Annotated in this window: 9 protein-coding genes; 3 read left to right on the top strand and 6 right to left on the bottom strand. The window is 62.8% G+C overall.

Going from position 1 to position 11,730, the window contains the following annotated elements; all coding sequences use genetic code 11:
• Positions 1-167 precede the first annotated feature (167 nt).
• From KG088_RS15730 to KG088_RS15715, 4 genes are read right to left on the bottom strand one after another with little or no spacing between them, the layout of a single operon-like run.
• Positions 168-3,020: an FAD-binding and (Fe-S)-binding domain-containing protein gene (locus tag KG088_RS15730; RefSeq protein ID WP_213826946.1), complete on the bottom strand. Its 2,853-nt coding sequence runs from the start codon at positions 3,018-3,020 to the stop codon at positions 168-170.
• Positions 3,017-3,685, bottom strand: a complete 669-nt coding sequence (locus tag KG088_RS15725) for a LutC/YkgG family protein (protein ID WP_213826944.1) — start codon at positions 3,683-3,685, stop codon at positions 3,017-3,019. The genes KG088_RS15730 and KG088_RS15725 overlap by 4 nt, the downstream gene beginning before the upstream one ends.
• A complete protein-coding gene (locus tag KG088_RS15720; protein ID WP_213826942.1) occupies positions 3,682-5,187 on the bottom strand; it encodes a LutB/LldF family L-lactate oxidation iron-sulfur protein in 1,506 nt (501 codons plus the stop codon). The genes KG088_RS15725 and KG088_RS15720 overlap by 4 nt, the downstream gene beginning before the upstream one ends.
• On the bottom strand, positions 5,184-5,939 hold the full coding sequence (locus KG088_RS15715) for a (Fe-S)-binding protein (protein WP_213826940.1): 756 nt from the start codon (positions 5,937-5,939) through the stop codon (positions 5,184-5,186). The genes KG088_RS15720 and KG088_RS15715 overlap by 4 nt, the downstream gene beginning before the upstream one ends.
• Positions 5,940-6,314: 375 nt before the next feature.
• Between KG088_RS15715 and KG088_RS15710 the strand changes: the two genes are divergently transcribed.
• From KG088_RS15710 to KG088_RS15700, 3 genes are read left to right on the top strand one after another with little or no spacing between them, the layout of a single operon-like run.
• Complete coding sequence (locus KG088_RS15710) at positions 6,315-7,085, top strand: GntR family transcriptional regulator (protein WP_213826938.1); 771 nt, start codon at positions 6,315-6,317, stop codon at positions 7,083-7,085.
• An 11-nt stretch (positions 7,086-7,096) separates the two neighbouring features.
• The gene (locus tag KG088_RS15705) at positions 7,097-9,055 is read left to right on the top strand and encodes a sensor histidine kinase (protein ID WP_213826936.1); all 1,959 of its coding nucleotides are present in this window, start codon (positions 7,097-7,099) and stop codon (positions 9,053-9,055) included.
• A complete protein-coding gene (locus tag KG088_RS15700; RefSeq protein ID WP_213826935.1) occupies positions 9,048-10,430 on the top strand; it encodes a sigma-54-dependent transcriptional regulator in 1,383 nt (460 codons plus the stop codon). Before KG088_RS15705 ends, KG088_RS15700 begins: the two co-directional genes overlap by 8 nt.
• Here the strand turns inward: KG088_RS15700 and KG088_RS15695 are convergent.
• Both KG088_RS15695 and KG088_RS15690 read right to left on the bottom strand, forming a co-directional pair.
• Positions 10,406-11,077, bottom strand: coding sequence for a metal-dependent hydrolase (locus KG088_RS15695; protein ID WP_213826933.1), 672 nt, complete (start codon positions 11,075-11,077; stop codon positions 10,406-10,408). The genes KG088_RS15700 and KG088_RS15695 overlap by 25 nt on opposite strands.
• A 78-nt stretch (positions 11,078-11,155) precedes the next feature.
• The gene (locus KG088_RS15690) at positions 11,156-11,722 is read right to left on the bottom strand and encodes a gamma carbonic anhydrase family protein (protein WP_213826931.1); all 567 of its coding nucleotides are present in this window, start codon (positions 11,720-11,722) and stop codon (positions 11,156-11,158) included.
• Positions 11,723-11,730: the final 8 nt, after the last annotated feature.

The following is an 11,730-nucleotide window of genomic DNA, read 5'->3' as shown; positions in this document are numbered from 1 at the left end:
ATGTCAACCCCCGAGGCAATTCGATCTGTCTTGCCAATCGCGTCCAACCTCAGGAAAAACAACCACTTCGTCCGCCTGCACCGCCAAAAACGTCCCCCGTCCCTGGCAGCGGATGCGTATCCTACGATCTCTCCCGCACAGGCGCAAGACCTGAGCAAAGAAAAAGATTACGACGCCCGGCTGGCTCGGTCGAGGAGGGACAGGATCGACCGATAAGGAATACCGCCATGCTGACTCAGGCCGATCTCGCAGGTGCGCGAGTTTGAATAGCCGGCACTGCAGCCGGCCACTTGCTCGGCCAGCCCTTCGAGCGCGGCAGCGTTGAGTTCCGGCGTATTGAAGCCCTTGTCGCCTGCGAACCCACAACAATTGACTTCGGCGGGCACCACCACCTCTTGTGCACAGGCACGAGCCAGCGCCACAAAACGCTCCGACAACCCCATTCTTGTACTTGAGCAGGTCACGTGCACCGCAATGCGCTCCTTCAGCGGCGTGACGGCAAGACGCGGCAACAGGTGGTCATGGGCGAAATTTACCGGCTCCGTCAAGGTGAGCCTTTCGTCCAGATGCGACTGCATCTGCAGGGTACAGGGGCTGGTGTCGCAAAGCACCGGATAGCGCCCGTTCTGGGTAGCGATCAGCAACTCGCGATTAAGCTCCCTTGCCTTGTGGCTGGCCTCATCAAACTGCCCCTTGGACTGGAACGGCATACCACAGCAGAGATGGCCGATCATTTCCGGCAGGATAACCTCAAAGCCTGCCTTGTCGAGCAGCGATAGCGTGATCTCCATCACCGAGCGCGTTTCGGCGTCGTCAAAGGAGGCGCCGAAGACCCGCGTGGCGCAGGAGGGGAAATACACCACCTTGTCCCGTCCGGCCTCGCCGTCGGCCTCGCGCTTTAGCACTCGAATCGGTGCCGATCTGGGCAGGGCCGGACTCCACTGGGGCAAGCGATCACCGCTCAGGTGGCGAACACCACCCGTCGCCTTGCCCATAAGGTTTTTCCCTAACGCCTGACGCGCAGCACCCGCCACGTTCAGAGCACCACGCCCGACGCGCGTGGTACCGGAGAAGTGGCGCCCGAGCAGACGCGCCGTTCCTGCCTTCCCCATGTTTCGTTCATAACGCAGATTACGCACCAGATCGCCGGTGTTGATGCCCACCGGGCACTGGGTAGCACACAGGCCGGTCGCAGCGCAGGTGTCGATGCCCTGATAGGCATAGGCATCCCAGAGCTCCTTCATGCGTGCCCGCTCATCTTCGCTGGCACGCTCGCCCAATGCTTCCAACCGGGCCAGCTCACGGCGAATCACGATGCGCTGGCGAGGTGTCAGGGTCAGGTCCTTCGATGGGCAGATCGGCTCGCAGAAGCCACACTCGATGCACTTGTCGACCAACGGGTCGGCCGCTGGCATGGGTTTGAGGTTTTCCAGATGCAGGGTGGGGTTGCGACTGAGGATAACCTCGGGGTTGAGCAAGTTCTCCGGGTCGAAGAGCGCCTTGATCTCCCACATCAAGGCATAGGCATCGGCCCCCCATTCGAGCTCCACATAGGGTGCCATGTTACGACCCGTACCATGCTCGGCCTTGAGCGAGCCGCCATATTCGACGCCTACCAGCTGCGCCACATCGTCCATCAGCGCCTGGTAGCGCTCGACCTCGCCGGGCTTTTCGAAACCTTGAGGGAAGACGAAATGCAGATTGCCCTCCAGGGCGTGACCGAAGAGGATCGCCTCCCGGTAACCGTGTCGCTGGAAGACGTCGGTCAGTGCCAACACGCCCTCATCGAGACGCTCGATAGGAAAGGCCACGTCCTCGATGATGACAGTGGTTCCGGTCTCGCGTACCGCTCCCACCGCCGGAAAGAGGCCCTTGCGGATCTTCCAGTAAAGCGCGTAAGTGGCGGCGTCGCGTGTGAAGGTGACCGGCTCGAGGGTCTGGATACCCTCGATCATCTGCTGTGCTGCGAGCATGCGCGCCGCCAGCTCGTCATCGTCGTTGCCACGCACATCGATCAACAACGCCGCCGCGCCCTCGGGCAGCGATTTCAACACCTCGGGCATGCCCGGCTTGTCCTGTACCGAACGCAGGGCGGCACGGTCCATCAACTCGACGGCAGAGACCGGCGAGCGCTTGAGGGCGATCGTCGCCCGACAGGTCGTGCCCATGTCAGGAAAGAAGGCCAGGGCCGCGGCCTTTTGCGGCTCATCCACCACGCTGTCGTAGGTAATGGCACTGATGAAACCAAGCGTACCCTCCGACCCGATCATCAGATGCTTGAGAATCTCGATGCCATCCTCGAAGTCCACCAGGCTGTTGAGGGCATAGCCGGTGGTGTTCTTGAGCCGGTACTTGTGGCGGATTTTTTCGGCCAATTCATCATTGGCGCGAGTCTCGGCCGAGAGGCGCTCCAGTCCGAGGAGCAACTCGTTATGAGAGCGGCGAAACCTAGTGACACTGTCGGCATCCGCCGTGTCCAACAGGGCCCCATCGGCCAAGATCACGCGAATATCGCGCACAGTGCGATAGCTGTTCTGCGCCGTGCCACAGCACATGCCGGAGGCATTGTTGGCGGCAATTCCCCCGATCATGCAGGAATTGATCGAGGCCGGATCCGGGCCGATCTTGCGCTGGAATGGCGCGAGCAAGGCATTGGCCCGGGCACCGATCACCCCGGGCTGAAGACGGATGGCATGCCCCTCGTCAAGAATTTCATGACCACGCCAGCCCTGACCGAGCTGAATCAGCACCGAATCGGTGACTGCCTGCCCGGAGAGCGAAGTACCGGCGGCACGAAAGGTGACCGGCAACCGCCGCGCCCGGCACTCGGCCAGAATGGTCTGCAATTCTTTCTCGCCGTGCGGGCGCACGACAAGCCTGGGGATCAGACGATAAAAGCTGGCATCAGTGCCGAACGCCAGCGTGCGCAGCGGGTCGTCGATCAACCTCGCCTCAGGAATCTTGTCGGCCAATGCGGCCTTCAGATCACGCCAGGCTTCAGGATTGATTGCCGTGGTCATATTGCCTCCTTGGTGTGGCGCACCAGCACCACCAACTCACGTGGCCCGTGCACCCCGTAAGCAAGCGTCTGTTCGATGTCGGCGGTCTTGCTGGGGCCGGAAATCAACAGGGCGTTAGTGGGCATGCCCGCCGCCCAGCCATGACGCTCCACCACATCGAAGAAGGTGTCCTCGAGTCCGCTGCCCTCCAATACGGCGATATGAATCGGCGGCACCAAGCTGATCAAACGCGGCTCGTCAGGCGTCGGCCATAGCCATAGGCTGCCGGTTTCGGCAATACCGCCGCGGGTGGAGGTCAGGCCGGCATCGACATCATCGAACTGCTCGCGACGCCACTGCTCGATATCACGGTCGACATCGACCAACGCCACCCCGTGCTCGGCCAGCGCCGAACGGGCCTCGGCGGCGACCGGATGCTCCCGTCCCAGCGCCAGGCGCTTGATGCCCTTTGACGCCAACACCTCGATCAGGGCCGAGGTCCAGTCGTTTTCGTGACAATGAACCACCTCGCCGTGCACCGAGGTAATCAGCCGTTCGAAGCGCTCGAGACGCTCCTGTGCGCTCCAGCCACGATCGGTCACCACGGCGAAATCGCATTCGGGCGCCGCCAACGGGCCATCGGTGCGATCACGCAGGCGCTTGAGAATCGCATCGCGGGCACTCATGAACGCGTCTCCTCGGTACCTGCCGGGGAATCGGAGGGCCTGCTTTCAGCCCGGTGACGCTTGACCAGCGCATGCAGCGACACCTTGGCCGGCTTCGGCGCGGTACGGTATTCGGTCCAGGGACCGAGACGCGAGGGCGTCAGCGCCCGCAGCTTGCCGGCCACGGCGGTACCGCCCCGCCAGGCGGACGGATGGGTCGCCAGCCACTGGAAACCTTTCCAGGCGGCCACTTCCTTTTTCGAGCGCTTGACCCCGGCACCACGGACATTGCCGCGCCCTTCGCCTACCGCCTCGCGGCGCAACCTCACCAGCAGGTCGGGAATCGGAATCTTGACCGGACAGACCTCGCCACAAGCACCACAAAGGCTCGAGGCGCTAGGCAGGTCCTTGGTATCCTCCAGGCCCAGCAGGTGCGGCATCAGGATGCTGCCGATCGGCCCGGGATACGTCGTGCCGTAGGTGTGGCCGCCAACGCGAGTATAGACGGGACAATGATTCATGCAGGCGCCGCAGCGGATGCAGCGCAGAGTCTCGATCAGCTCGTCATCCTGGTAGATGCTGGAGCGACCGTTGTCGACCAGCACCAGATGCACCTCTTCCGGGCCATCGTGTTCGGCAGTCTTGCGTGGCCCTGAAATCATGTTGAAGTAGGTGGTGACATGCTGGCCGGTGGCCGAGCGGGACAAGAGGGCAAAGAGCGGCGGCACATCGCGTACCTGCTCGACCACCTTCTCGATGCCCGTCACGGCAATGTGAACCGGCGGCACCGACGTCGTCATGCGGCCGTTGCCTTCGTTCTCGACCAGACACAACGTGCCGGTCTCGGCGACCGCGAAGTTGACCCCGGAGACCCCTACGTCCGCCGCCATGAAACGCTCGCGCAGCTGCTGGCGGGCGGCGGCGGTCATATAGTCGACATCACGGGTCCGTTCGGTTCCCGTCTTGTTATGCATGATCTCGGAGATCTCATCGGTGTTGAGATGGATCGCCGGCATGATGATATGAGATGGCGTCTGCTGATTGAGCTGCACCAGGTATTCACCGAGATCCGATTCCAGGGCGTCAATGCCGGCGGCCTGGAGATGCTCGTTGAGATGCATCTCCTCGGACACCATGGACTTGCCCTTGATTACCGATTTGGCACCACGCGCCTCGCACAGCTCACGGATGAGGCGACAGGCCTGTTCGCCGTCCTCGGCCCAGTGCACGCGAATGCCATTGGCTTCGCAGTTGGCTTCGAGTTGCTCGAGCAGGTCGGGGAGCTTGGCGAGCGCCCGCTGACGAATGTTGGCGCCCAACTCGCGCAGGGTTTCGAGGTCCCAGTCGCTGAACACTTCGCGCCGCTTACCCATTAGTCCGTCCATGGCCTTGCGGAAATTGGCGCGAATCTGCGGATTTTCCAGCGCATCATGTGCCTGACGATGAAACTCGCGCGGGCTATAGGTCTGTACAGTATGGTTTTTTACGGGATGGGCCTGAACCGAATCACTCTGAGCTGTCATGACGTCCTCCGCCACAGGTAACTGGCGATATGCTCGCCCTTGACTGGCTTCTGCTGATGCTCGAAGCGCCCGCCGATGTTCATCAGGCAACCGCAGTCGGAGGTAACGAAACGCTCGGCACCGGCCTGCTCGATTGCCACTGTCTTGTCCTCGACCATGGCCGCCGACACCTCGGGATGACGGACAGCGAAGGTCCCGCCGAAGCCACAGCACTCGGCAGCGCGCACCTGTTCCACCAGCTCCACCTGACCGAGGCTTTTCAGCAGGGCCGGGCCGGTCTCGGCCAGCCCCATCTCGCGCCGGGCACTGCACGACGTGTGCATCGCCACCTTCTCTGGCTGTCCTCGGTCATCGAGCCTGAGATGACAAACATGCACCAAAAATTCAGTCAGCTCGTAGATACGCCCCGAGACCTCGGTCGCCAGCGCCTCTTGCTCGGTGCCGGCGAAGAGTTGCGGATAGTGGGTTCGCATCATGCCGCCACACGAACCTGACGGCACTATGATCGGCCAGGGCTCGGGGAAGAGCCCGAGCTGTGCCGTCGCCACCGCCCGAGCTTCGCTCTGGTAGCCAGAGGTATAGGCGGGCTGGCCGCAGCATGTCTGGTCTTCCGGGAAATGCACCTCGATGCCTTCCCGCTCCAGCAGCCGCATGGCATCCAGACCCGCTTCGGGGTAGAACATATCGATAAGGCACGTCCCAAAGAGATAGACTTTTTCCGGCCTGGGTGGATAGAGCTTGACTGGCGTCATGGATAAAATCCTCGAGAATGCTCTCGGTGAAGGCGCTTCATGATCACTTTCATACGATGGTCTTGTGGGGCAAGGCTTGAGGTAAATTGGTATTACCAATTTACCCGAAAGATAAGTTACGTTACGTAGCCAGCCCTTACATGTCAAACACAGTGCCGTCAACAGGGGGCCAATTGCCTCTATACTTTGGTATAAGTCCCTGTGGCTCAAAGGCAACAAGTTGAATGCTAAACATTTTACGAAACAAGCCTGCGCCTGGACCTTCCGTCAATGTCGGTCGTGACTCAGCCACGATGCACCAGGCTCGCCATATTGGTAATACCAATTAAGGCGCGTTATCCTCAGTCTTTCTCAATACGCTCAGGAAGCTAGCTCATGGCCTATCAGCCCGTTCGCCAGCCTCGCCTCGCCGATGTCATCACCGAACGCCTCGAGGCCCTTATTCTTGAGGGTAGCCTCAAACCCGGCCAACGGCTTCCCCCCGAGCGCGAGCTTGCCGAGCGCTTCGGTGTGTCACGCCCTTCGCTGCGGGAAGCTATCCAGAAGCTCTCCGCGCGGGGAGTGCTATCAAGCCGGCAGGGTGGCGGCACCTTTATCACCGAAGAGCTCAATACCGGCTACAGCGACCCGCTACTCGAGATGCTGTCGCGACACGGCGAATTTCATCTCGACCTGCTGGAATTTCGCGACGCCATGGAAGGCATCTCCGCCTATTACGCGGCCCTGCGCTCCACCCCCACCGACAAGGCCATACTGCTAAAACGCTTCGAAGAACTCGAGGCCTGTTTCAAGGGCCGCAACCCAGCCCTTGAAGCCAAGGCCGACGCCGCCTTCCATATGGCCATCGCCGAGGCTGCGCATAATGTGCTATTGCTGCATACCATCCGCAGTATCTTTCATCTGCTCGAGCGCAGCATCGTCGACAACCTCGCGCATCTATTCGAAAAACCCGAATCACGCCCGAAGCTGATGAAGCAGCACCGCGCCCTGCTTGACGCCATCCTCGAAGGCCGCGCCGAGGATGCTCGTAGCCGGGCTCACGAGCACCTGGTCTTCGTCGAAGAGAACCTTCTCGAACTCGAACGCGCTGAAACCCGTGCCCAGCGCGCCTTGCGACGCGCCCAGGCGATGCCGGTATCGGGATAAGACGCCGCCCCATGAAGGCAGGCCCTCCGCCGTCACGCCTGTCTCGGGGCTGGCGACGCCTGCTGATCCTACTGGTGGCATCGCTGGGCCTGGTGCTGAGCATGTGGCAGGCCGCCCAACTAGCGCGGGAGCAGGCCTTGCAGAGCCTGCAGCAGGACGCCGAAAACGAGCTGCGCCTCTCGGCCGAGGGCCTGGTCGGTCACCTGTCCCGTCACGAATACCTGCCTCGGCTGCTTGCCTCACGGGAGGGTGTGAGGCGCTTCCTGTCCAATCCAGACGGCCTGGACCCCATGCCGCTCAATCTGCTGCTGGACCGCTTCCGCGCCATCGCCGGCGTCTCCGACATTTACCTGCTCGACCGCAACGCCGACACCCTGGCGGCCAGCAACTGGCATCGCCCCGACACCTTCATCGGTCAGAATTATGCATTTCGAAGCTACTACCAGGACGCCATCGCCGGCCATCAGGGCCGCTTCTTCGGCCTGGGCGTACAATCGCGCGAGCGGGGCTATTACTTTTCCGCGCCGGTCTGGCTCGATGATACCGCCCCCGACGCCACCCCTGATGGCGTCCTGGTCATCAAGATACTGCTCGATAGCGTCGAAGAGAAATGGGCCGACCAGGAGGCCGAGCTGCTGGTCACCGACCATGACGATGTCATCTTCATGGCCAGTCATCCGGAACTGCGCATGCGTGCCCTTCATCCGCTGTCGGAGGAGACGCATGCTGCGCTTCGCAACACCCGCCGCTATGCCGATCAACCCTTGTCGTCGTCGGGAATTCGCGTGCTCGAGTCGCGCGGGGAGGCCAGCCGCCTCGTCGGCTTCGAACAGGGCCCACTAACGGCGGGTAGCTACCTGAGCCTGTCGCGGCCCTTGGAAGCCTTCGGCTGGGACATGCACATTCTCAAGCCGCTATCCCCGGTGATCCGCGCCCAGTGGCTCTCCGCCCTGCTGGTCGGCGGCCTCTACGGTATCGTGATGCTCGGCGGCGGCATCGGCTGGCAACGCCTGAGGCTGCGTCGCGAACGCGAGCAGTTCGCCGAACGCGAGCGACGCACCCTCGCCCAGGCCCGTGATGAGCTCGAGCGCAACGTACAGCGGCGCACTCACGACCTGGTCGAAACTAACCGGCGCCTCTCCGACGAGATCGATGAGCGTCGACATGCCGAGGAGCGGCTGCGCCAGACCCGCGACGAACTGATCCAGGCCGCCAAGCTGGCGGTCCTTGGCCAGTTGGCCGCCGGCATCAACCACGAGCTCAACCAGCCGCTGGCGGCCATCCGCGCCTATGCCGAGAACGCCCGCACCTTCCTCGAGCGCGAGCGCCCCGAGGCGGTCGCCGGCAACCTCGAGCAGATCGTCGAGCTCACCTCGCGCATGGCCGATATCAGCGCCCAGCTGCGCCAGTTCTCGCGCAAGAGCGGCGACAGGCCCAGCGCCGTCTCGGTGCCGGCCTGTTTCGACTATGCCCTGCGCCTGTTTCAGACCCGCTTGCACTATGCTGGCGTCACCATAGAGAGGCACTGGCCGGGGGAAGAGATCTGGGTGCATGCCGATCCGGTACGACTTGAGCAGGTACTGGTCAACCTGATCGGCAATGCCCTGCAAGCCATGGCGGACACCCCCGAGCCCCGTTTGCGCCTCTCGATCGACCGTGATGCGCATCACGTCACCATCGGCGTGGCCGACAACGGGCCGGGGATCGCCGAGGCGCACCTGGCAAAAGTCTTTGAGCCCTTCTTCACCACCAAGTCACGCGGTAGCGGCCTTGGCCTGGGGCTATCCATCTCCTCGCGCATCATTGACGAACTGGGTGGCCGCCTGGTGGCGACTAACCTTAACGGAGGCGGAGCGCTGTTCAGTATCGTCTTGCCCGCTGATACCCAAACCACCATCCACGCCTCCTCCCAAGCCATAGCCGGCCCCGAAGACCACGACACTCCTGAAGAGACTTCTTACCATGCATGAACCGTCGGCCACCCCGGTGATGATCATCGACGACGAGCCCCACCTGCGCATCACCGCCGGTCAGACCCTGGAGCTGGCCGGCTACACGCCCGAGCCGCACGCCAGCGCCGAAGCGGCGCTTGAATGCCTCGCACCGGACTTCCCCGGCGTGATCGTCAGCGATATTCGCATGCCCGGCATGGATGGCATGACACTGCTGCGGGAGGTCCGGCTGCGCGACCCGGACCTGCCTGTGATCCTGATCACCGGCCACGGCGACATCTCCACCGCCGTAGAAGCGATGCGTGAAGGCGCCTGGGACTTCCTTGAAAAGCCGTTCGCTGGGGAGCGTCTGGTGGAAGTGGTGAGACGCGGCGTCGAGAAGCGTCGCCTGAGCCTCGAGAACCGTCGCCTCAAGGCCGAACTCGAGGCCCAGCAGAATGCACCCGGGCCACGCATGGTCGGGCGTACCGACGTCATTCAGCGACTGATCTCGATGGTCCAGCGCATCAGCCAGGTGGAAACCGATGTGCTTTTGTTCGGCGAGACCGGCACTGGCAAAGACCTCGTCGCTCGCTCCATTCATGAGCGCAGTAACCGTGGCGGCCGCCCCTTTGTCGCCATCAATTGCGGGGCGGTACCCGAGAGCACCATCGAGTCGGAGCTGTTCGGCCACGAGAAAGGCGCCTTCACCGGTGCCGTCGAACGGCGCATCGGCAAGTTCGAACACGCCACCGGCGGCAGCGTGTTTCTCGACGAGATCGAATCGATGCCGCTGGCGCTGCAGGTCAAGCTGCTGCGCGTGCTGCAGGAGCGCAGCGTCGAGCGCCTGGGGGCCAACGTGCCGGTGCCGCTGGATATCCGCGTGATCGCCGCCACCAAGGTCGACCTCAAGGCCGCCGCCGAGGCCGGCAACTTCCGCGAGGACCTCTACTACCGGCTCAACGTGGTCACGCTGCCGATTCCCGCCCTGCGCGAGCGCCGCGAGGACGTGCCCCTGCTGTTCCAGCACTTCGCCGTGGTCGCCGCCAACCGCAGCGGCCTGGAATACCCGCCGCTGGACGCCCCCGACATTTCTGCACTGCTCACTCATGACTGGCCGGGCAACGTACGCGAACTGCGCAACCTCGCCGAGCGCTATGTGCTGCTCGGGGCCACCTGCGACTACCGTCTCGACGCCCTGCTGGAAGGCGTGGAAAGCGACACCGGCGACCTCGCCCTGCCCCAGCAGGTGGAGCTGTTCGAGAAGAGCCTGATCAGCCAAGCATTGGCTCGGCATCGCGGTCGCATCAACGAGGTCTGCGGTCAGCTCGGCCTGCCGCGCAAGACCCTCTACGACAAGCTGAAGAAATATGGGCTGAGGGCCGAAGATTACCGCCAGAGCGCCATGCCCTGAGCGGCGAGCTCGCTCAACTGGCGCCAGGCGGGCAACCAGGGCATCAGCCCTGCGGCCAGCAGCAACATCAGCAGAGAGTTGAGCGGCTTACGGTAGTCAAAGAGCTTGAACGCGGTGCCGAACGAGCGCTTGAGACGCGCCCCGGTAAGATCAACGCTGAAGAGCTCATCGAGCAGCAGGTGGATGCAGAAGCCGACCATTACTGACACCCCCTGCGACCAGGCCAGCCGAGGCTCCAGGTCCAGGAAACGGTAGCTGACGGCGCTGGTGGCCAGCGCGCAGAGTACGCCCGCCAACAGCGAGTGCCATATCCCACGGTGCACCGAAAAGCGCTTGAATATCGGGCTCAGCACAAAGCGCACGCCGATATAGAGCCCACCGCACGCCATCAGCAGCATGCCCGGCTCCAGTCGGGCGTCCATCAGTAGCGCTCCCGTCACCACCGCCAGCAGGGCCAGCGTATTGAAGATAAGCCGCACGGCATGCGACTGGTCGGCATCGATATCGGGAAGAATGCCGCCGAAGGTGGTCAGGCCCGCTACCGTGAGCGCTTCGCCCGGCGTCCAGAGGGCTCCCTGCCAGCCAACCACGGCCATCAGGACACCACCGCCCACGGCGGCACTGAGATGGGTACGAAAATCGGCCATGCCGGGGCGAGCCCTCGATTACTGGATAAAACGACAGATTATCACCTCGCAACCGATGTAAATCAATAAGTTGTAGCATCAATCCGTAGCGGCAGCCAGATACTCGTCCTTCAGCTTGACGTAATTGCCGGCGGTATAGCGAAAGAAGGCGCGCTCCTTGTCCTTGAGCGGACGCAGCGCCTTCGCCGGATTGCCCGCGTAAACATGGCCGCTATCCAGATGTTTGCCCGGCGTCACGACCGCGCCCGCGGCGATAATGACCTCGTCGTCGACCACCGCCCCATCCATGATGATGGCGCCCATGCCCACCAGAATACGGTTGCCCAGGTTGCAGCCGTGCAATATCGCCTTGTGGCCGATGGTCACTTCGTCGCCGATGGTCAGCGGGAAGCCGTTCGGGTTGAAATCGCTGGCGTGCGTGATGTGCAGCACGCAGCCATCTTGGACACTGGTACGCGCACCGACCCGGATGCGATGCATGTCTCCGCGAATCACCGCCATGGGCCATACCGAGCAATCGTCGCCCAACTCCACGTCGCCCAGCACCATGCTGGTGGGATCGATGAGGACCCGCTCACCCAGTTGCGGGAGCACACCCTTCCAGGCGCGCAGCGCTTTGGCTTGCCCTGTTTTCGTCTCGCTCATTGTTTACC

Source organism: Halomonas jincaotanensis (assembly GCF_018448785.1).
GTDB lineage: Bacteria > Pseudomonadota > Gammaproteobacteria > Pseudomonadales > Halomonadaceae > Halomonas > Halomonas jincaotanensis.
Note: the sequence above shows the minus strand (reverse complement) of the source record. Positions and strands in the feature narration are given on the sequence as shown.

Bases quoted from the DNA above. Each gene is read 5' to 3' on its own strand.
- KG088_RS15730 (WP_213826946.1), bottom strand. From the start codon at position 3,020: ATGACCACGGCAATCAATCCTGAAGCCTGGCGTGATCTGAAGGCCGCA.
- KG088_RS15725 (WP_213826944.1), bottom strand. From the start codon at position 3,685: ATGAGTGCCCGCGATGCGATTCTCAAGCGCCTGCGTGATCGCACCGAT.
- KG088_RS15720 (WP_213826942.1), bottom strand. From the start codon at position 5,187: ATGACAGCTCAGAGTGATTCGGTTCAGGCCCATCCCGTAAAAAACCAT.
- KG088_RS15715 (WP_213826940.1), bottom strand. From the start codon at position 5,939: ATGACGCCAGTCAAGCTCTATCCACCCAGGCCGGAAAAAGTCTATCTC.
- KG088_RS15710 (WP_213826938.1), top strand. From the start codon at position 6,315: ATGGCCTATCAGCCCGTTCGCCAGCCTCGCCTCGCCGATGTCATCACC.
- KG088_RS15705 (WP_213826936.1), top strand. From the start codon at position 7,097: ATGAAGGCAGGCCCTCCGCCGTCACGCCTGTCTCGGGGCTGGCGACGC.
- KG088_RS15700 (WP_213826935.1), top strand. From the start codon at position 9,048: ATGCATGAACCGTCGGCCACCCCGGTGATGATCATCGACGACGAGCCC.
- KG088_RS15695 (WP_213826933.1), bottom strand. From the start codon at position 11,077: ATGGCCGATTTTCGTACCCATCTCAGTGCCGCCGTGGGCGGTGGTGTC.
- KG088_RS15690 (WP_213826931.1), bottom strand. From the start codon at position 11,722: ATGAGCGAGACGAAAACAGGGCAAGCCAAAGCGCTGCGCGCCTGGAAG.